Raw genomic sequence first — 19,477 nt, forward strand, 5'->3', positions numbered from 1 at the left:
AGGTCAGGCAATGACGAGGGGACAACCGGCGCGCCGTGCCACCGCCCGCACCACGGCGGTGGCACGGGTGTCCGTGGGGCGTGCCAGCACCGCGAGGCAGCAGGTTCGGGTGGCGGCGGCAAGCGTGATCGCCGGGTCGATGACGTGGCGGATCACCACGGAGACCGGCACGTCCGGATACTTGGCGGACCACCGGTCGACCGTATCGGTCAGCTCGGCGTGCGGGGCTGTGGCCATCACCCGAAGGTCGGCGCCGCGCTGCTGCGCCTCCTCGAAGGCGAGACGCAGCACGTCGTCGGCGGAGGCGACGTCCAGAATGCCGGCGAGAACGGCACCGTTCATCTGGTGCGCCGCAACTTGGTCGCGGCCTCCACCGGCGCGGTCTGCGCCACGGTGTGGACCGGGCTGCTCATGATGTCCTTGGCACGCATCAGGTCACCTCTTGGTCTCTGCTCTCAGCGTCACGCCGTGGCGGTCCGGCGGCCAGAGTCGAACGTCCCGCCCCGCCGGGACCGCCACCGGACCAGCTCGTCGGCCGCCCAGACGATCAGCGGGAAGGGCAGCAGGAAGGCCAGCTCGGCCGGGTCGAGGGCGGCGGTGCCGAAGATGGTCTGCAGCGGGGGCACGTAGATCAGCGCGGCCGCGAAAGACAGTTCGAAGACGATCCCCGCCAGCAGCAGGCGGTTGCTGAACACCCCGATCGAGCGCAGTGAGGCCCGGTCGGTGCGGGCCGCGAACGCGGTGCCGATCTGGCAGGCCACGATCCCGGCGAAGGTCATCGTCGTAGCGGCCCGGTAGTCGTCGCGCGACAGGGTCCAGAAGAAGCCTGCCGTCACCAGCGCCGCGGAGACGATCCCGAGTAGCCCCCAGGCGCGTAGCAGCAGCCGCCGGTCGATGACGCCGTCCCGCGGCGAGCGCGGCGGGCGGTCCATGAGGCCCGGCTCGGCACGCTCGCGGCCCAGCGCGAGGGCGGGCAGGGTCTCGGTGCCCAGATCGATCGCGAGGATCTGCAGGACGGTCAGCGGCAGCGGGACCGCGCCGCCGGAGAGCGCGAAGATCAGGAAGGGAATGACCTCGGGCACGGCGTGGGCGAAGATGTAGAGCACGAACTTGCGGACGTTGTCGAAGACCCGGCGTCCGGCGTCGACCGCCTGCACGATCGTGGCGAAGTTGTCGTCGGTGAGCACCATGGTGGCCGCCTCGCGCGCGACGTCGGTACCGGAGCGGCCCATGGCCACGCCGATGTCGGCATGCCGCAGCGCGGGCGCGTCGTTGACACCGTCGCCGGTCATGGCCACGATCTGGCCGGCCGCCCGCAGGGCCTCGCAGATGCGCAGCTTGCCCTCCGGCGAGGAGCGGGCAAAGACGATCTCACCTGGGGCGCCGAGCAGCGCGTCGAGCTCCGCCTCGGTCATCTGTTCCAGCTGGTCGCCGGTGACGATCCGCGGGCCGTCGAGGCCGATGCCGACCTGCCGGGCGATCTCGGCGGCGGTCGGCCCGTAGTCGCCGGTGATCACATGGATCCGGATGCCGGCGTGGTGGGCGGCCGCGACCGCGTCGGCCACCCCGGCCCGCGGCGGGTCGACCATCGCGATCAGCCCGAGCAAGGTGAGATCACACTCCGCCGCGTCCCGGTCGGCAGGCGTCGTAGTCACCGCACGGCTCGCCACGGCCAGAACGCGGAGCCCGGCAGCGGAATACCGGCCCATGGCATCCGACAGATCAGCCCGCACATGGTCGGACAATGGCTGCATCGCGCCGCCGGCCGTGCGAACCCGGGTGCACAGCGGCAGCACCGACTCGAGAGCGCCCTTGGTGTGCACGCACCTGCCATCGAGCGTGGACATCCGCTTGAGCCGGGCATCGAAGGCGTAGAGCGCCCGCCGCTCGCCGTCCCGCTCCGCCGGGTCCACCGTTGTCGCGACCCGCAGCAGAGCAAGCTCGGTCGGATCGCCCGAGTCATGCGCGGTCGTGCAGCGCGCGGCCGCCTCGACGAGCGGACCGGCCCGCGGGTCGTCGGGTTCCAGGTCCGCGCCGGGCAGCCAGACCCGCGTGACCCGCATCCGGTTCTCGGTCAGGGTGCCGGTCTTGTCGGTGCAGATCACCGTCGTGGAGCCCAGCGTCTCCACGGCGGACAGGCGCTTGACGACCGCGCCGCCGCGGGCCAGCTCGCGGACGCCGACCGCCAGCGCGAGGGTGATGGTCGGCAGGAGCCCCTCGGGCACGTTCGCGACGATCAGGCCGATCGAGAAGCTGATCGCGGCGGCCCAGCCGAGGCCGGCCACGACGCCGATCGGCAGGAACGCGGCACCGGCCGCGACGGCGGCGATCGCGATGATCCAGGTGGCTCGCCGCACCTGCTTCTCCAGCGGGCTCGGCTCGGTGCGTCCCCGCTGCGACAGCGCGGCGATCCGGCCGATCTCGGTGTGCATCCCGGTATGGGTGACCACCGCCAGGCCCTGCCCGCCGACGCACTCGGTGCCGCTGAAGACCAGCTCGCGTGCCTCGAGCAGCGGTCCGGGCGCCAGCTCGGCGTCGGCCGCCCGGCCGGCCGGAACGGATTCGCCGTTGAGCGCGGACAGGTCCACCGACAACGCGCCGTCGATCAGCCGGGCATCGGCGCAGATCCGGTCGCCCTCGGCGATCTCGATGACGTCACCGGGCACCAGGTCGCGGGCCGGCACCTCGGCAAGCACGCCGTCGCGCACGGCCCGCGCCGTGGCGGGCAGATAGGCGGCCAGCGCCTCGACCGCCCGTTCGGCTTGGCGTTCCTGCACGAAGGCGAAGCCGGCGTTGAGCAGGATGACCGCGACGACGGCGATCGCCAGCTCGGGGGTGCCGCCGAGCCAGGCCAGCGCCGCGGCGACCATCAGCAGCACGGCCAAGGGCTGGGTGAACTGAGCGAGCAGCTCGGCGACCCAGGACCTGCCCCGGCGGCGGGACAGCTCGTTGGGGCCGTACACGGTCAGCCGGCGCGCCGCCTCGCGGGCGCCGAGACCGCCGGCCGAGGTGCGAAGGTCTCGGAAGAGCTGGGGTGGCGGACGGCGCCCGTCGATGATGTCGGTCATATCTTCCAGCGTTCGCCCCCGGATGCGCCGCGGGGCAGGGCCACCCGCCTGGACAGTGCGGACTTTGGACCCTGAACCGCAGAGCGCCGGGGGCGTTGCATGGATCCATGGACGCGGCGCACAAAGACTTGACGGCACCACCCGATCTGCGCCTGGACGAGGCTCGTGGCGGGCCGGCCCGGGCACGGCGGCCGGTCTATCTGGACCTGCTGCCGCCCTGCAACGCCGGCTGCCCGGCCGGCGAGAACATCCAGGGCTGGCTCGCCCTGACCCGCGCCGGCGAGCACGAGCGCGCCTGGCGGCTATTGGTGGCGGAGAACCCGTTCCCGGCGATCCACGGGCGGGTCTGCTACCACCCCTGTGAGAGCGCCTGCAACCGCGCCGAGCTGGACAGCTCGGTGTCCATCCACGGGGTGGAGCGTTTCCTCGGCGATCTGGCGCTCGAGCGTGGCTGGCAGTTCGACCCGCCGCCGGCGCCCAGCGGCCGGCGGGTGCTGGTCGTCGGCGCCGGGCCTAGCGGCCTGTCCGCGGCCTACCACCTGGCCCGGCTCGGACACCACGTGGTGATCCACGACGCCGAGGCGGAGCCGGGCGGGATGATGCGCTACGGCATCCCCGCCTACCGGCTCCCCCGCGACGTGCTGGCCGGCGAGATCGCCCGGCTCGCCGCCCTCGGCGTCGAGATCGTCGGCAACCATCCGGTCCGCGACCTGATCGCCGAGCGGCGCGGCGGCCGGTTCGACGCGGTCTTCGTGGCGGTCGGCGCGCACCTGTCCCAGCGGGTCGACATCCCGGCCCGCGAGGCCGGCCGGATCGTCGACGCGGTGAGCCTGCTGCACAGCGTCGCCGCCGGCGAGCGGCCGGCCATCGGCCGGCGGGTCGCGGTCTACGGCGGCGGCAACACCGCCATGGACGCCGCCCGGGTGGCCCGGCGGCTGGGCGCGGAGGAGGCGCTGATCGTCTATCGGCGCACCCGCGCCCAGATGCCGGCGCACGCCGAGGAGGCGGACGAGGCCGAACGCGAGGGCGTGAAGATCAACTGGTTGCGGACGATCCAGGCCTTCGACGGGCCGTCGCTGACGGTCGAGATCATGGAACTGGATCCGGACGGGCGGCCGGTGCCCACCGGCCGCACCGAGACCCTCGCCGCGGACACGGTCGTGCTCGCCCTGGGGCAGCGCGCCGACACCGTTTTTCTGAGCGGCGTGCCCGGCGTCGAGTTCGGCCCGGACGGCACGGTCGTGGTCTCGCCGGAGCTGATGACCGGCTGCCCCGGGGTGTTCGCCGGCGGTGACATGGTGCCCGCCGAGCGGACCGTCACGGTTGCCGTCGGCCACGGCAAGGCGGCCGCCCGGAACATCGACGCCTATCTGCGTGGATTGCCGGCTCCGCAGGCCGCGCGCCCGCCGGTGGCAGCCTTCGCCGACCTGCACCTGTGGTACTTCGGTGACGCGGCTCGCCGGGGCCAGGCCGAGCGCGACCCGGCCGAGCGGGTCACCGACTTCACCGAGGTGGTCGGCGGGCTCGACGCGGCCGCCGCCGGCTACGAGGCGGCCCGCTGCCTGTCCTGCGGCACCTGCTTCGAATGCGACGGCTGCCTCGGCGCCTGCCCGGAGGACGCGGTGATCAAGCTCGGGCCGGGCAATCGGTACCGGATCGACTACGACCGCTGCACCGGCTGCGGCACCTGCTTCGACCAGTGCCCGGTGCACGCCATCACGATGCTCCCGGAGGCGACCCCATGACCCGCGCGACGGTCGACGGCAATCAGGCTTGCGCCGATGTGGCGTACCGGCTCAACGAGGTCTGCTGCATCTATCCGATCACGCCGTCCTCGACGATGGCCGAGCTGGCCGACGAGTGGTCCGCGGCCGGCCGGCCGAACATCTTCGGCTCGGTGCCCACGGTGGTGGAGATGCAGAGTGAGGGCGGCGCCGCGGGAGCGTTGCACGGCGCCCTGCAGAGCGGCGCGCTCAGCACGACGTTCACCGCCTCGCAGGGCCTGCTGCTGATGATCCCGAACATGTACAAGATCGCCGGTGAGCTGACCCCGGCGGTGCTGCACGTGGCCGCTCGCTCGCTGGCCGCCCAGGGGCTGTCCATCTTCGGCGACCACTCCGACGTGATGGCCGCCCGCACGACCGGCTTCGCCATGCTCGCCTCCGCCTCGGTCCAGGAGGCACACGACCTCGCGCTGATCGCCCAGGCCGTCTCGCTGCGCACCCGGGTGCCGTTCGTGCACTTCTTCGACGGCTTCCGCACCTCCCACGAGATCAACACCATCGAGACACTGACCGACGAGGACCTGCGGGCACTGGTGCCGGCCGAGGTCGTCCGGGAGCACCGGACCCGGTCGCTCTCCCCCGAGCGGCCGGTGATCCGGGGGACCGCGCAGAACCCCGACGTCTACTTCCAGGGCCGCGAGACGGTCAATCCGTACTACGCCCGGGTGCCCGGCGAGGTGCGGGCCGCGATGACGGCCCTGGCCGCGCGGACCGGCCGCGGCTACGACATCGTCGAGTACTTCGGCGCCCCGGACGCCGAGCGAGTGATCGTCATGATGGGCTCGGGCGGGCAAACCGCGCGAGAGACCGTGGCGGCCACCGGCGGGCGGGTCGGCGTCGTGCAGATCCGGCTGTTCCGGCCATTCCCGGCCGAGGCGGTGGCGGCGGCCATTCCGCCCACCGCGACCCGCGTCGCCGTCCTCGACCGCACCAAGGAGCCCGGCTCGCTCGGCGAACCGCTCTTCCTCGACGTGCTCGCCGCGCTGGCCGAGAGCGGCCGCGACCGCATGCCCACCGTGATCGGCGGCCGGTACGGGCTCGGCTCGAAGGAGTTCACCCCCGGCATGGTCGCCGCGGTCCTGACCGAGCTGGCCCGCGAACGGCCCCGGCCCCGGTTCACCGTCGGCATCGTCGACGACGTCTCCGGCACCAGCCTGCCCTACGAAACGCTCGACATCGAGCCGCCGGGCACGGTCCGCGCGGTCTTCTACGGGCTGGGCTCGGACGGCACGGTCGGCGCCAACAAGAACACCATCAAGATCCTCGGCGCCGATCCGGCGGTGCACGCCCAGGGCTACTTCGTCATCGACTCCAAGAAATCCGGCTCGATGACCGTCTCGCACCTGCGCTTCGGCCCGCGACCGATCCGCGCCCCGTACCTGATCACCGAGGCCGAGTTCGTCGGCTGCCACCACCTCGGCCTGCTGGACCGGGTCGACGTCCTCTCCCGGGCGGCGGCACGCGGCACGCTGCTGCTCAACTGCCCGCGCCCGGAGCACGTGTGGGACGAGCTGTCCCGCGACGTGCAGCAGCAGATCCTCGACAAGGAGCTGGCCGTCTGGGCGATCGACGCCGACCGCATCGCCACCGAGCAGGGCCTGCCCGGGCGCACCAACACCATCCTGCAGACGTGCTTCTTCGCCATCTCCGGGGTGCTGCCCCGCGACGCCGCGATCGCCAAGATCAAAGACAAGATCGATCAGACGTACGCGCGGAAGGGTCCCGAAGTCGTGGCACGCAACCACGCCGCGGTCGACGCCACTCTGGACGCCTTGCACCCGGTCGACATTCCGCGCATTGCCACGGCCACCCGCCGCCGCCCGCCACCCGTGCCGCCGGACGCTCCACCTTTCGTCCGGGAGGTCACCGGGGCGATGCTCGCCGGCGAGGGCGACCGGCTGCCGGTCAGCGCGCTCCCGGCCGACGGCACCTACCCCGGCGGCACCACCGCCTACGAGAAGCGCAACATCGCCGATCTGGTGGCGGTCTGGGACCCGCAGACCTGCATCCAGTGCGGCAACTGCTCGTTCGTCTGCCCGCACAGCGTGATCCGGTCCAAGCTCTACGACCTCAAGGACCTGGCCGGCGCGCCGGACGGCTTCCCGTCGGCGCCGCTGGACGCCCGCGGCCTGCCCGACTCCCGGTTCACGCTCCAGGTCTACCTGGAGGACTGCACCGGCTGCGGGCTGTGCGTCGAGGCCTGCCCGATCGGCACCCCGGACCGTAAAGCGATCAACCTGGAACTCCGCGAGCCCCGCCTCGACGCCGGACGTGCCGACATCGCCTTCTTCGAGACGCTGCCGCACGCCGACCGGTCCCGGGTGGACTTCGGCACGGTCCGCGGCGCCCAGTTCCTGCAGCCGCTGTTCGAGTTCTCGCTGGCCTGCGCGGGGTGCGGCGAGACGCCGTACCTGAAGGTGTTGTCGCAGTTGTTCGGCGACCGCCTGATGGTCGCCAACGCCACCGGGTGCTCGTCGATCTACGGCGGGAACCTGCCCACCACTCCGTGGACGCACAACGCCCAGGGCCGCGGCCCGGCGTGGTCGAACTCGCTGTTCGAGGACGACGCCGAGTTCGGCATGGGCTTCCGCCTCGCCGCCGATCTGCACCACCGGCTCGCCACCGACCGCCTCGCGCAGCTGCGCGACCGGCTCGGCCCCGAGCTCGTCGACGCGGTGCTGACCGCGCCGCAACGACGCGAGTCCGAGTTCGCGGCGCAGCGGGACCGGCTCGCCGAGCTGAGCCGCCGGCTGAACGCCCTGCCGGCCGCCGATCCCGCCGTCGCCGACCTGCGCAGCGTGCTCGACCACCTGGTGCGGCGCAGCGTCTGGATCGTCGGCGGGGACGGCTGGGCCTACGACATCGGCTCGGCCGGGCTGGACCACGTCCTGGCCAGCGGCCGCAACGTCAACGTGCTGGTGCTGGACACCGAGGTCTACTCGAACACCGGCGGCCAGATGTCCAAGGCCACCCCGCTGTCGGCCGTCGCCCGCTTCGCCGCCGCCGGCAAGACCACCCCCAAGAAGGATCTGGCCCTGCAGGCCATCGCCTACGGCAACGTGTACGTCGCCCGGGTCGCGATGGGCGCCGATCCCGAACAGACCCTGCGTGCCCTGCGGGAGGCGGAGGCCTACGACGGTCCGTCACTGGTCATCGCGTACGCCCATTGCATCGCCCACGGCATCGACATGCGCGACGGCCTCGGCCAGCAGAAGCGCGCCGTCCGCAGTGGATACTGGCCGCTGATGCGCTACGACCCGGTGCTGCGTGCGGCCGGCCGCAACCCGTTCCTGCTCGACTCGACCCGCCCGCGCACGCCGCTGTCCGAGTACACCGACCGGGAGCTGCGCTTCCGCCGGCTGCGCGACACCGACCCGGCCGAGGCGGCCCGGCTCGCCGCGCTCGCCCAGGAGGCGGTCGACCAGCGCTGGCAGGTCTACGAGGAGATGGCCACCCGTGGCCCCGAGCGCTTCCCGGCCGACGCCCGGCCCGGCCGCTGACCACTCATCCTGGCCGGCCAGCTCATCCCGGCCGGCCGGGTCATCCTGGCCGGCCGGGTCATCCCGCCGACGACGACTCAATGCGGCCGGTTCCGGCCGGCCGCCGCTCGGAGCAGCGTGACGATCTGCACGACGATCCCGATCACGCTGCCGGCCATCGCCACGATCAGCAACACGCGGACAACGGCCGGCCAGGGGGAGCCCGCGGCGAAGTCGAACGGGAAGACCTGCCACATCCGGACGGTTGCGGCGAGCCCGATGCTGGTGGTCACCAGACTACCCGCGGCCACCAGCCATCGTGCGTCGTGGGCCAGACAGACCAGGTTGACCGCGACCCCGGCCACGAGCGACAGGTTGATCAGCGGCAGCACCCGCGTCATACCGGCGGTGAGGAACGGCAGCACGTCCCAGCCCGGCCAGACGTTGATCAGATAGATCAGCAGGGTGTTGACCAGGACGGCGATCGCATATCCGGCGCGCCGGGCGACCGGCGTGCGGCTCTTGCTGGTGGCGGTCATCTCGACCTCCCCGCGACAGCGGCTCCGGGCCCGCCACGAGCCCTGCCGTCATCGTGGTCCGCCCCGCGGGCGGCGGACTAGGGACTTTGGACCTGTGCAGGTCGGGCTGTCAGGCACGGGCGCCAGACGCGCCGGGCGAGCAGGCTCAAGGCAAGGACATCGATTGAGGAGGACACCATGACAACCATCGGCCGCGGCGCCGCCGCCCAGCACCTCGAGAAGGTCGAGGCGCCCGGCTCCATGCTCACCAAGACCGCCGCCAAGGCGCTCGCGGTCCTGCGCATCTCCACGGGCTTCGTGTTCCTGTGGGCATTCCTCGACAAGACCTTCGGCTTCGGCTTCGCCACCCCGTCCGCCAAAGCCTGGATCAACGGCGGCTCCCCCACCAAGGGCTTCCTCTCCGGCGTCGACGTCGGCCCCACCTGGCTGCAGGACTTCTTCCACAACATCGCCGGCACCGGCTGGGCCAACTGGCTGTTCATGCTCGGCCTGCTCGGCATCGGCCTTGCCTTCGTGCTCGGGATCGGCATGCGGCTGGCCGCCGGCGCGGCAGTCCTGATGATGGCCATGATGTGGCTCGCCGAGTTCCCCCTCGACAAGACCACCGCCGACGGCAAGCCGAGCGGCTCGACCAACCCGATCACCGACTACCACTTCATCTACGCCGTCACCGGCGTCGTCCTCGCGCTCACCTACGCCGGACACACCTGGGGACTGGGACGCTGGTGGGCCTCGCTGCCCTTCGTCCAGAAGAACCGCTGGCTGATCTGAACCCGCACCTTCGCCGCCCGGCCTCGACGGCCGGGCGGACGGCTGCGTCCGAGGGAGGGACGATGACCACTGTCGGTGTGTTGCGGGAGACCGCGCCGGGCGAGCGGCGGGTGGCGCTCAGCCCGGATGGGGCACGACGCCTGTGTTCGGGCGGCGTGCGGGTGCTGGTGGAAACCGGCGCGGGGCGGGGGGCCTTCTTCGGCGACGAGGCTTGGTCCGGCGCCGTCGTGGTTCCGCGTGTCCAGGTGTACGCCGAGAGCGACATCCTGCTCTGCCTGCACCCACCTGAGGACGTCGTCGAGGCGTGCCGGCCGGGTCAGCTGGTGATCGGTCTGCTGAATCCGCTGCGGGACCCCGAGCTCGCCGAGCGGCTGGCGGCCGCCGGGGTCACCGCGGTCAGTCTCGACCTGCTGCCCCGCACGCTGAGCCGGGCGCAGGCGATGGACGCGCTGACCTCGCAGGCCAATGTGGCCGGCTACAAGGCGGCGCTGCTGGCCGCCGAGGCGTACCCCGGCTTCTTCCCGATGCTGATGACCGCCGCCGGCACCACCCGCCCGGCCCAGGTCCTGGTCCTCGGCGCCGGCGTCGCCGGCCTGCAGGCGATCGCCACCGCGCGCCGGCTCGGCCGCCGCCCAGGCCCAGCACGAAGCGGTCGCCCTCGCCGAGGCGCTCGCCGAACACGGCGTCGAAGTCACCTACGCCATCCACCCCGTCGCCGGCCGCATGCCCGGACACATGAACGTGCTGCTCGCCGAGGCCAACGCGCCCTACGACCAGCTCCGCGACCTGGAGGAGAGCAACACCGAACTGCCTCGCGCCGACGTCGCCCTGGTCGTCGGGGCCAACGACGTCACCAACCCGGCGGCACGGCGACCCGGCAACCCCGTGTCCGGGATGCCGATCCTCGACGTCGACAAAGCCCGCTCGGTCATCGTGCTCAAACGCTCGCTCGGGCACGGCTACGCCGGCATCGACAACGAGCTCTACACCAGCCCGCACACCGCGATGCTGTTCGCCGACGCGAAAAAGGGGCTGACCGCGTTGCTGGCAGCGCTGCACACCTACGCCCACTGACGCACGCGCCCACTGACGCACGCGCGGAACGGCCGGCGGCCCGAGGGCCGCCGGCCGTTCCCGGAGGGAGTCACTCCGCGGCGATGGCGATCTGCCGGCCGGCCGGTGGCGGCGCGGTCAGCGGCACCGTGATCTCGAGGATCCCCTTGCGGTAGGTGGCCTTGATCGCGGACTCGTCCGCGTTGGCCGGCAGGCGCACCGAACGCTGCACCGTCCCGTAGCGGAACTCGCTGCGGTGCCGGCTGGTCTCCTCCTCCCGGCGCTCGGCCTTCACGGTCAGCACCCCGTGCAAGGCGGTGATCTGGACATCCTTCTCCGGGTCCAGACCGGGCAGCTCGGCGCGCAGGACGTACTCCTGGTCGCTGAGCCGATCCTCGAAACGGATCGCCGGCATCGGGCGCGGGAAGTCGAGCTCGAACCAGTCGGTCATGTCACCGAACAGCCGCGGCAACAACGCGCTCATCTTCTCCTCCTTCCTCTCTCTCCTCCATCCGATCTCGGGCTCGCCGGCCCGGCCAGGGCCGGACGGCCCGGTTGTCCGGGCCACCGGTCGTGCCGTGCGCACCGGCACCACCATGGGTCAGCCCACCAGGAAGACGGGGCAGTGGGCATGCTGCACGACCGACCGGCTCACCGATCCGAGCAGCCCGGACGGAATGCCACCGGGACCGTGCCGGCCGAGGACCAGGGCGGCGGCCCGGCTCGAGGCTTCGATCAGCGCGGTGACGGGGTCGTCGGCGACGAACCGGCGTTGCATCCGCACCCCGCCCACGGTGTCGGCCCGCTCGCTGCGCGGGGCTCGCCCGGCATGCAGCAGCACCAGGTCGCTGCCGCGCAGCTTGGCCTCGGCGTGGGCGAAGCCCACGGCCGGGCTGTCCTCGCCGTCGACACCGACCACGATCGGCCGGGCGCCGAAGCCGGGGCCGGGTGGCCAGCCGGGGATGCGCACGACCATCACCACACCGTTGTGGCCGGCGGCGATCCGGTCGCTCACGCTGACCCCGAACACCGAGCCGGCGGCGCCGTGCCGATGGCCCACCACGACGAGGTTGGCCTTCTTCGCCTCGACCAGCAGCAGCGGCGCGGCCGATCCGGCGGTCAGCCGGCTGGTCACGGTGACCGAAGGCGAGCACGCGTGGACGCGCTCGGTGAGCCGTTCGAGCAGCCGCGCGCCGGCTTCCCGCGGCGGCGAGCGCAGGCCGCCCGCACGCTGGACATGCATCATCCTGAGATCCCAGCCGCGCAGCTCGGCCTCGATCGCGGCGTGGTCGAGCGCGGTGTAGCTGGCGGCGGTGTCGTCCACGCCGACGAGCACGAGCCCGGTCCGGGCGAGGGCGCCTCGCGGCACCGCGGTGGCCACGGGCCGGGCCGGCTCGTGCGAGCGGTAGGCGGCCACACCGAGGTATCGGTCGACCGCCTCGCTGTATCGGGTGCCGCTGCCGCGGACCGCGTGGGCCTGGTGGGATTCTCGTTCGGTACGGAGTTTGTCGAGATCACTCATGACGGCCTCCTCAGACCGTTGTCTCTCCTCTCAGCACAGCCCGGGGCGGCTCACCCGGCCAGGGCCGATGGTCCCGCCGGCTCAGCCCAGCGGGTACACGACCCGGGTGCGGCACGCGGACTCGTCACCGGTGGCGTCCGGCCCGGCCAGGTATTCCTCCCACATCAGCCGCGGCGGCGTGCGGGCATGGTCGGCGAACCACGCGCTCAGGGCGGCGTACATGGCCGGCAGCGTCCGATACGGTCCGGTGTGCTCGGCCCGCACCACCCGGCCCCCGGGCAGTCGCTGGGCCTCGAGGCCGCCGAGCTCCGGCCCGCCGTCGACCGGGAAGCCCACGGTCACGTCGAACACCTGGTGCGCCTCGTTCGTGTACACCGCGGTCGCCGGTCCGGCCGGCACGAGGCCGAGCCGGGCGAACTCGGCGGCGACGACCGGGATCGTCCGGCCGAAGAACGTGGACAGGTCCGCCATGGCGACGCTCTCCCGCCGCCCCACGATCACGCGAGCCGGCAGGCTGGTCACCTCGATGCGGTCGGTGGTGTTTGTCATCATCGCTTTCCCTCCTTCGTCCCGATGGGAGTGGGGGACGATCAGGACCGGGCGTGTCGTGTGGTGCAGAGTGGCCATCGCCACGCTGCCGAGCAGGATCTCCCGTACCGCCGAGCGGCCCCGCGAGCCGACGACGATCAGCGCGGCGCCCTCCTTGGCCGCCTGCTGGGCGAGCGCGTCGGCGACCGCCCGTCCGGGTGGGCGCCCGCCCTCGGTCTCGACAGTGATCTCGGCGTAGCCCGGCGGCGCCGGCTGCGGCAGGGTGCCGTCGTGGGCCGCGACCGGGACGATGCGGCGTTCGCCGAACAGTTCCTCGGCCGCGGCAAGCGCCCGCCGGGCGCCCGGCGAGCCGTCCCAGCCGACGAGCACCGGCCCGGCCGGCAGCGCCGCGCGTTCGCCGGTGAACAGCGGATGCGGCACGACCAGCACCGGGCACCGCGCGTAGTGCACGGCCATGTCGGAGACGCTGCCCAGCACGGCGCGGGCGCCGCCCAGCCCGCGTGAGCCGAGCACCAGCAAGTCGGGGTCGAGTTTCTCGGCGAGTTCGGCCAGTTGCACGCCCTCGCCGCCGTAGCCGCGCTCGACCAGCGGCTCGGCCTGCCATCCGGCCGAGCGGGCGAGCGCGACGCCGATGGCGGCGACCTGGTCGGCCTCGGCAGCGCCCTCGCGCTCGACCGCGGCGACGAAGTCGTCGACCCGGCGGGTGCCGTGCCAGAGGCGCCGGCGCAGGGCGTCGCTGGCGAACGGTGGCGTCCACAGATGGGTGATCCACGCCTGGGCGCGGGGCGCCAGGGCGGCGGCCACCTCGATCGCCTCGCCGGCCGCCACGGACCCGTCGTACCCGGCCATCACTCGCAACGAGGTCATCTCCCGGCCGCCTTTCGATCGAGTCTTCCCCTTTCACTGTCGGTCGCGGGCGGCGTGGCGGGCAGAGTCGTTGGACCCGTCAGTCCGGGACGACAAGCTGACGGATCCGCGCGGCCACCGGGGCGATCGCTGCCTCGACCGGTGCGCTCAGGCCGGCGCCGAAGCCGAACTCGCTCCCGCAGACGGCCAGCACGACGAGCCGGCGCGGCAGGCGTCCCAACGCCCGGCCGAGGGCCACCGCGGTGCCCAGCCCGGCGCCGTGCGTGCCGGTGGCCGGCGATTCGGGCGTTTCGCCGGCGGTGACCTCGAACCAGGTGCCGGGCGGGTGGTCCGGGGCGTGGACGGCGTCCACCACGACGGCGAGCGCGACGCCGGTCCACAGGTCCAGCAGCCGGCTCGGCTCGCCGTCGGTGACCCGAAGCTCGGCGCCGGCGAGATCACCGGTCAGCTCCGCCACGACCCGCGGGCCGGCCCCGTCGTCGCGCCGATACTCGTTGCCCACGCCGATCACGATCCGCCCGCCGCCGGCCACGGTCCTCACCCCCGGTCGACCGAAAGATCGAGGAAGTGGGTGGCGCACGAGATGCACGGGTCGTAGTTGCGGATCGCCTGCTCACACGCGGCGGTCAGGCGCTCGTCGTCCAGGTGGAGCCGGGCCTGGACGAAGCGAGTGAGATCGTCTTCGATGGCCGCCTGGTTCTGCGAGGTCGGTGGCACGATCCGCGCCGAGGTGACCAGGCCCTCGGCGTCCAGCTCGTAGCGGTGGAACAGGACGCCGCGTGGAGCCTCGGTGGCGCCGCGGCCGATGCCGGCGTGCGGCGGCACGTCCACGTACGGCCGGGCGGGCGGCTCGTAGGCGTCGATCAGGCGGATCGCCTCCTCCACCGCGTACACGACCTCGACGGCCCGGACCACGACGCTGCGGTAGGGATTGCGGCAGCCCGCGCCCAGGCCGGCCGCGTCGGCGGCCTGGCGCGCCAGCGGCGACAGCAGGTGACCGTTGAGGGTGAAGCGGGCGGCCGGGCCGGTCAGGTAACGGCCGCGCCCGGCCAGCCGGGCGTGCAGGGCCGTGGAGTGCGGCACCTGCTCCTCGATCACGTGGTCCTCGAACTCCCGGACGGGGAACCGGAGGCCGCCGGTGGTACGGACCGAGCCGGTCTCGATCGCGTAGCGGTCCGGGACGGTGAGCGCGAGCAGCTCGTGGTCGTGGGTGAAATCCGGGAAGTCGAAGCCGGCGACCCACTGCACGGTGGCCAGGGCGTGGTCGAGCGCGACGCGCAGCCGCTCCCGCATCGGGGCGAGCTCGGCCCGGGTGGGCGCCCGGTAGAAGCCGCCGACCCGCACGTTGACCGGGTGGATCGCCCGGCCGCCGAGCAGCTCGAGCAGGTCGTTGCCGGTCTTCTTGAGCGCGAGCCCCCGCTCGACCAGGTCGCGGCGATCCTTGGCCAGCTCGATCGCGCCGGGGTAGCCGAGGAAGTCGGGCGCGTGCAGCAGGTAGATGTGCAGCGTGTGGCTTTCGATCCACTCACCGCAGTAGAGCAGCCGGCGCAATTCGCCGACAGACCCGCCGACACGTACGCCGCAGGCGTCCTCGATCGCGGCGCAGGCGCTCATCTGGTACGCCACCGGGCAGATCCCGCAGATCCGGGCCGTGATGTCGGGTGGCTCGGTGTGGCGCCGGCCGCGCAGGAACGCCTCGAAGAAGCGCGGCGGCTCGTAGATCTCCAGCCGCACGTCGTCGACCCGGCCGCCGCGCACGCGCACGTGCATCGCGCCCTCGCCCTCCACCCGCGCGAGGGCCCGCACGTCGAGGATCCGTTCGCCGCGGTGCGTCATGACGTTCCTTCCCGCCGGGTCAGCTCGACGAAGACCGTGGAGTTGAAGGTCCGGTACGCACGTCGCGCGTCGTCCTCCGACATGCCGGCCGTGCGGAGGAGGGCGGCCTCGGCGGCGAAGTTGGGCGACTCGGACGGGCCGAAGCAGCCGTAGCAACCGCGCGACACCGAGGGGCAGAGCGCGCCGCAGCCCGCGCGAGTGACCGGGCCCAGGCAGGGCGTGCCGTGCGCGACGACGACGCAGACGTTGTGCCGCTGTTTGCACTCGAAGCAGACGCTGTGCGCGGGGATGTTCGGCTTGCGCCCGACCAGCAGCGCGCCCAGCACCTCGAGCAGCTGCCGCCGGTCGACCGGGCAGCCGTGCAGCTCGTAGTCGACCTCCACGTGCGCCGCGATCGGCGTCGAGGTGGCCAGCGTGTCGATGTACTCGGGCCGGGCGTAGACCACGGACGCGAACTCGGTCACGTCGGCGTAGTTGCGCAGCGCCTGGATGCCGCCGGCGGTGGCGCAGGCGCCGATGGTGACCAGCGTGCGCGACACCTCGCGGATCCGGCGGATGCGCTCGAGGTCGTGCGCGGTGGTGATCGAGCCCTCCACCAGCGAAACGTCGTACGGCCCGTCCGCCACCGCCCGGCTGGCCTCCAGGAAGTGCGCCACCCGAACGCGGCCGGCCACCGCGAGCAGCTCGTCCTCGCAGTCGAGCAGGCTGAGCTGGCAGCCGTCGCAGGACGCGAACTTCCACACCGCGAGGGTGGGCATCGAATTCGTCATCACAGCTCCCGCACCCGTAGCAGCGGCTCCACCGAGTCGTACCGGAACACCGGGCCGTCCCGGCAGACCAGCACCGGCCCGAGCTGGCAGTGGCCGCACCAGCCGGCGCCGCAGCGCATGTCCCGCTCCAGCGAGACCCGGATCTCGTGCCCGGTCAGGCCGCGCCGGATCAGCGCTTCGGCGACGAACCGCATCATCACCTCGGGCCCGCAGACGAACGCCACCGCCGCGGCCGGGTCGAGGTCCGCGCGTGGGATCAGGGTGGTCACCAGGCCGACGTCGCCGGTCCAGCCCTCGGCCGGGCGGTCCACGATCACCGCGACCTGCGCCCGCCGGGCCCAGCGGCGCAGATCTTCCGGATAGAGGAGGTCGGCCGGGGTGCGGGCGCCGACCAGCACGGACACCCGGCCGAAGTCGGCGCGGCGGGCCATCAGCGCTTCCACCACCGGCCGCAGGGGCGCCAGCCCGATCCCGCCGGCCACGACCACCACGTCGCGACCACGGGCGGCGCCGACGTCCCACTCGCTGCCGAACGGCCCGCGCACCCCGACGACCCGTCCCGGCTCGCAGGCATGCAGCGCCGCGGTCACCGCGCCGACGCTGCGCAGCGTGTGCACCAGCCGGCCGCTGTCGCCGCCACCGCTGAGTGAGATCGGCACCTCGCCGATCCCGTACGCGGTGAGCATGGCGAACTGACCGGGCCGGAAGGCCGGGAGTGGCCGGTCGTCGTTGGACAGCTCGAGGGTGACCGTGTCGGCCGTCTCCACCCGGCGCGCCCGGACCCGGTACGGCACCGGCGCGGTCACGACGCGCCCCACAGGTCGAGCAGGCGCAGCCGGGCCGTCTGGAGCCGATCGATGATGACCGGGGTGAACCGGCTCAGCATCGCGTACCCGAACTCCGGGTCGGTCTCGCAGCGCAGCCGTACCCTCGCGGCGTCGAAGCGCACGGCAGTGACTTCCTCGATCGCGGTCGCGCCGAAATGCCACCTATACGGCGGATGCAGCCACGACCAGCCCAGCACGGTGCCGGGCCCGATCGTCTCGATCACCTCGTCGCCACGCACCGGCCCGTGCAGGCCGAGCGCGACCGTGCCGGCCTCGAGCAGCCAGAACGCGTCGGCCGAGCCGCCCTCGGCGAAGATGGCGGCGCCGGCCGGGAAGGCATCCGGGGTGGCGCACTCGCAGAGCTCGCGGATCAGCGCGGCGGGCCACCCGGCGAAGAACGGCTGCGCCTGGACGCGGATCGTCATCTCGGTCAGCACGGCTCCTCCTCGCTCCGGCGCCACGCCGACAGAGCCGCGGCCTCCTCGGTGATGTCGATACCGGCCGGGCACCAGGCGATGCACCGGCCGCAGCCGACGCAGCCCGAGGAGCCGAACTGGTCGTGCCAGGTGCCGAGCTTGTGGCTCATCCACTGCCGATAGCGGGACTCGCCGCTGACCCGGACGCTGCCGCCGTGCAGGTAGGAGAAGTCGAGATCGAAGCAGGAGTCCCAGCGGCGCCACCGCTCGGCGTGCTCGCCGGTCAGGTCGGTGACGTCCTCGGTGGTGGTGCAGAAGCAGGTCGGACAGACCATGGTGCAGTTGCCGCAGGTCAGGCACCGCGACGCCACCTCCGTCCAGTGCGGTGCCTCGCGGGCGGCGGCGAGCAGGCCGGGCAGCGACTCGTCGGGCATGGATCGCGTCATGGCGCGCGCCGCACCGGCGACCGCCTCGCGCGCCTCCGTCACCGCCTCTTCACCGGCCGGCCGGGTCGGAAGGGCCGCCAGCACCTCGGCGCCGGCCGGCGAGCCGGCCCGGACGACGAAGCGGTGACCGCGCTCGCCGGTCAGCTCGGTCATGGCCAGGTCGAAGCCGTCACGGGCGTCCGGCCCACCACCCATCGAGGTGCAGAAACAGGTGGCGCCGGGTTCGGTGCACTCGACGGCCACCAGGAAGACCCCGTCGCGCCGGGCGGTGTAGATCGGCTCGGGGTGCGCGCCGCCGGACAGAACCCGGTCCAGCACGCCCACGGCCGCCAAGTCGCACGGGCGCGCGCCGATCACGGCGTACCGTGGTGCCTCGTCGGGGCCGGTGGCGACGTCGCCGGTCGTGAGGTCGGCCGACCACAGCCGGGCGCGCGGTGGATGCAGGATGTCCTTGAGCGACTGCGGGCCGGCCGAGTGGGCGAAGGCGGCCGTGTCGTCGCGGCGGCGCAGGCGGTACCGTCCGGCCTCGGTCTCCACGCCCCACCCGTACGGCAGATCGGCCGCGGATTCGAGCTCGGACAGCATGATCGCGCCGTCGCGGACGGTGGGGCCGACCACGGTGTAGCCGCGCTCGCGCAGCTCGGAGACCAGCCGGGGCAACGCCTCGGCGTCGAGCAGAACGGCGTCCTCGGGCATCATGCACCTCCTCAGGCAGCGGCCGGGTGGCACCTTCACCACACCTCGGCGCGCGACGCCGCGGCCAGGGCCGATGGTCCCGTGGAGGTGGGACGTCTCCGCCGGCGGCGCCATGGTGGACGACCGACCCTGCGAGACGTGGCCGGCGGTGATCGGCGCGTGGACGGTCCTCGGCCTGCTCATGCTCCGCCTCCGGAGCCTTTGGTAACACGAAGACACGACGTCCTCCCCTGGCCGTCCGGCACCGCCGATACGACGGTGGAGGTGACGGGTCGCCGAGCCGTGACCCGGGAGGTGCGCCATGTCCGAGCAACCCACCCAGCAGTTCGATCCCGTACCGGAACCCCGACCACCCCGTGGCCGCAGTCACGCCTGGCGCGTCGTGCTGGTGGCAGTGCTGACCGTCCTGGCGGTGCTGACGCCGATCGCCCTCTATCTAGGGCTGCACCGCACCGGAGAGAAGACTCCCGCGCCGAGCGAGGCCGCCCCGACGTCACCGCCCGCCACCTCGGCGCCCGCGCCGTCGCACTCGTCCTCGCCGCCGTCCGCACACGTTGCCGACGGCCGCATTTCGCTGGAGACGCTGAGAAACTCCACCTTGACCATTCCGCCCTGGCCGTCCGACAACGTCCGGGGACCGTCCGGACGCCTGCATTTCCACGACGGTGCGGTGCGGATTCCGGGCGGCGGTTACCTCACCCCCGGCAAACCACCCACCGGCGTCGAGATCGTCCTGCTCGGGGCAGCCTACGGCGACGTCGACCGCGACGGCGCCGAAGAGACCGTCGCCGAGTTCGGCTGCATGATCGAGGGTCGTAGCCAGCAGGTGGTCGCGTTCGACCGGGACGCGTCCG

The 19,477-nt window shown here is 73.0% G+C and carries 15 protein-coding genes and 3 pseudogenes; 5 read left to right on the top strand and 13 right to left on the bottom strand.

Annotation, left to right across the window (positions count from 1 at the left end; all coding sequences use genetic code 11):
• Window positions 1-3: 3 nt before the first annotated feature.
• Both ACFQS1_RS27265 and ACFQS1_RS27270 read right to left on the bottom strand, forming a co-directional pair.
• Window positions 4-342 carry a hypothetical protein gene (locus ACFQS1_RS27265; protein WP_378973636.1) on the bottom strand — a complete coding sequence of 113 codons (339 nt, stop codon included), beginning with the start codon at window positions 340-342 and terminating at the stop codon, window positions 4-6.
• A gap of 119 nt (window positions 343-461) precedes the next feature.
• Entirely contained in the window at window positions 462-3,068 is a 2,607-nt protein-coding gene (locus ACFQS1_RS27270; protein WP_378973638.1) for a cation-translocating P-type ATPase, read from the bottom strand.
• Between the two features lie 107 nt (window positions 3,069-3,175).
• Here ACFQS1_RS27270 and ACFQS1_RS27275 point away from each other — a divergent pair, with 107 nt between their 5' ends.
• A complete protein-coding gene (locus ACFQS1_RS27275; RefSeq protein WP_378973640.1) occupies window positions 3,176-4,813 on the top strand; it encodes an NAD(P)-binding protein in 1,638 nt (545 codons plus the stop codon).
• Window positions 4,810-8,352, top strand: a complete 3,543-nt coding sequence (nifJ, locus tag ACFQS1_RS27280) for a pyruvate:ferredoxin (flavodoxin) oxidoreductase (RefSeq protein ID WP_378973643.1) — start codon at window positions 4,810-4,812, stop codon at window positions 8,350-8,352. Before ACFQS1_RS27275 ends, nifJ begins: the two co-directional genes overlap by 4 nt.
• Window positions 8,353-8,429: 77 nt before the next feature.
• Here the strand turns inward: nifJ and ACFQS1_RS27285 are convergent, their stop codons facing one another.
• The gene (locus ACFQS1_RS27285) at window positions 8,430-8,870 is read right to left on the bottom strand and encodes a hypothetical protein (RefSeq protein ID WP_378973645.1); all 441 of its coding nucleotides are present in this window, start codon (window positions 8,868-8,870) and stop codon (window positions 8,430-8,432) included.
• Window positions 8,871-9,047: 177 nt separating this feature from the next.
• Between ACFQS1_RS27285 and ACFQS1_RS27290 the strand changes: the two genes are divergently transcribed.
• From ACFQS1_RS27290 to ACFQS1_RS27300, 3 genes and pseudogenes are all read left to right on the top strand, one after another.
• Entirely contained in the window at window positions 9,048-9,641 is a 594-nt protein-coding gene (locus ACFQS1_RS27290; protein ID WP_378973647.1) for a hypothetical protein, read from the top strand.
• A 62-nt stretch (window positions 9,642-9,703) separates the two neighbouring features.
• Window positions 9,704-10,210: pseudogene (locus ACFQS1_RS27295) on the top strand (Rossmann-fold NAD(P)-binding domain-containing protein); the annotation flags it as partial.
• 109 nt (window positions 10,211-10,319) lie between these two features.
• Window positions 10,320-10,715, top strand: a pseudogene (locus ACFQS1_RS27300) (NAD(P)(+) transhydrogenase (Re/Si-specific) subunit beta); the annotation flags it as partial.
• A gap of 70 nt (window positions 10,716-10,785) precedes the next feature.
• Here ACFQS1_RS27300 and ACFQS1_RS27305 read toward each other — a convergent pair.
• The 10 genes and pseudogenes from ACFQS1_RS27305 to ACFQS1_RS27350 all read right to left on the bottom strand — a co-directional run bounded on the left by ACFQS1_RS27305 (window position 10,786) and on the right by ACFQS1_RS27350 (window position 18,626).
• Entirely contained in the window at window positions 10,786-11,178 is a 393-nt protein-coding gene (locus ACFQS1_RS27305) for an Hsp20/alpha crystallin family protein (protein WP_378973649.1), read from the bottom strand.
• Between the two features lie 117 nt (window positions 11,179-11,295).
• A complete protein-coding gene (locus ACFQS1_RS27310; protein ID WP_378973651.1) occupies window positions 11,296-12,216 on the bottom strand; it encodes a universal stress protein in 921 nt (306 codons plus the stop codon).
• Between the two features lie 81 nt (window positions 12,217-12,297).
• Complete coding sequence (locus tag ACFQS1_RS27315) at window positions 12,298-12,768, bottom strand: GyrI-like domain-containing protein (protein ID WP_378973829.1); 471 nt, start codon at window positions 12,766-12,768, stop codon at window positions 12,298-12,300.
• Window positions 12,769-12,795: 27 nt separating this feature from the next.
• A pseudogene (locus tag ACFQS1_RS27320) lies at window positions 12,796-13,632 on the bottom strand (universal stress protein); the annotation flags it as partial.
• A 79-nt stretch (window positions 13,633-13,711) separates the two neighbouring features.
• A complete protein-coding gene (locus ACFQS1_RS27325; RefSeq protein ID WP_378973654.1) occupies window positions 13,712-14,164 on the bottom strand; it encodes a hydrogenase maturation protease in 453 nt (150 codons plus the stop codon).
• 5 nt (window positions 14,165-14,169) lie between these two features.
• Window positions 14,170-15,468: a Ni/Fe hydrogenase subunit alpha gene (locus ACFQS1_RS27330; protein WP_378973656.1), complete on the bottom strand. Its 1,299-nt coding sequence runs from the start codon at window positions 15,466-15,468 to the stop codon at window positions 14,170-14,172.
• On the bottom strand, window positions 15,465-16,238 hold the full coding sequence (locus ACFQS1_RS27335; RefSeq protein ID WP_378973659.1) for an NADH-quinone oxidoreductase subunit B family protein: 774 nt from the start codon (window positions 16,236-16,238) through the stop codon (window positions 15,465-15,467). The genes ACFQS1_RS27330 and ACFQS1_RS27335 overlap by 4 nt, the downstream gene beginning before the upstream one ends.
• Window positions 16,238-17,044 (bottom strand): FAD/NAD(P)-binding protein, encoded by an 807-nt coding sequence (locus tag ACFQS1_RS27340; protein ID WP_378973661.1) that lies wholly within the window; start codon window positions 17,042-17,044, stop codon window positions 16,238-16,240. The genes ACFQS1_RS27335 and ACFQS1_RS27340 overlap by 1 nt, the downstream gene beginning before the upstream one ends.
• Entirely contained in the window at window positions 17,041-17,502 is a 462-nt protein-coding gene (locus ACFQS1_RS27345; protein WP_378973664.1) for a cyclic nucleotide-binding domain-containing protein, read from the bottom strand. Before ACFQS1_RS27345 ends, ACFQS1_RS27340 begins: the two co-directional genes overlap by 4 nt.
• Window positions 17,496-18,626, bottom strand: coding sequence for a 4Fe-4S dicluster domain-containing protein (locus ACFQS1_RS27350; RefSeq protein WP_378973666.1), 1,131 nt, complete (start codon window positions 18,624-18,626; stop codon window positions 17,496-17,498). Before ACFQS1_RS27350 ends, ACFQS1_RS27345 begins: the two co-directional genes overlap by 7 nt.
• Window positions 18,627-19,477: the final 851 nt, after the last annotated feature.

Origin of the sequence: Paractinoplanes rhizophilus, assembly GCF_042664765.1 — a bacterium.
GTDB lineage: Bacteria > Actinomycetota > Actinomycetes > Mycobacteriales > Micromonosporaceae > Actinoplanes > Actinoplanes rhizophilus.

Bases quoted from the DNA above. Each gene is read 5' to 3' on its own strand.
- ACFQS1_RS27335 (WP_378973659.1), bottom strand. From the start codon at position 16,238: ATGACGAATTCGATGCCCACCCTCGCGGTGTGGAAGTTCGCGTCCTGC.
- ACFQS1_RS27285 (WP_378973645.1), bottom strand. From the start codon at position 8,870: ATGACCGCCACCAGCAAGAGCCGCACGCCGGTCGCCCGGCGCGCCGGA.
- ACFQS1_RS27290 (WP_378973647.1), top strand. From the start codon at position 9,048: ATGACAACCATCGGCCGCGGCGCCGCCGCCCAGCACCTCGAGAAGGTC.
- ACFQS1_RS27310 (WP_378973651.1), bottom strand. From the start codon at position 12,216: ATGAGTGATCTCGACAAACTCCGTACCGAACGAGAATCCCACCAGGCC.
- nifJ (WP_378973643.1), top strand. From the start codon at position 4,810: ATGACCCGCGCGACGGTCGACGGCAATCAGGCTTGCGCCGATGTGGCG.
- ACFQS1_RS27265 (WP_378973636.1), bottom strand. From the start codon at position 342: ATGAACGGTGCCGTTCTCGCCGGCATTCTGGACGTCGCCTCCGCCGAC.
- ACFQS1_RS27315 (WP_378973829.1), bottom strand. From the start codon at position 12,768: ATGATGACAAACACCACCGACCGCATCGAGGTGACCAGCCTGCCGGCT.
- ACFQS1_RS27330 (WP_378973656.1), bottom strand. From the start codon at position 15,468: ATGACGCACCGCGGCGAACGGATCCTCGACGTGCGGGCCCTCGCGCGG.
- ACFQS1_RS27305 (WP_378973649.1), bottom strand. From the start codon at position 11,178: ATGAGCGCGTTGTTGCCGCGGCTGTTCGGTGACATGACCGACTGGTTC.
- ACFQS1_RS27270 (WP_378973638.1), bottom strand. From the start codon at position 3,068: ATGACCGACATCATCGACGGGCGCCGTCCGCCACCCCAGCTCTTCCGA.
- ACFQS1_RS27275 (WP_378973640.1), top strand. From the start codon at position 3,176: ATGGACGCGGCGCACAAAGACTTGACGGCACCACCCGATCTGCGCCTG.
- ACFQS1_RS27350 (WP_378973666.1), bottom strand. From the start codon at position 18,626: ATGATGCCCGAGGACGCCGTTCTGCTCGACGCCGAGGCGTTGCCCCGG.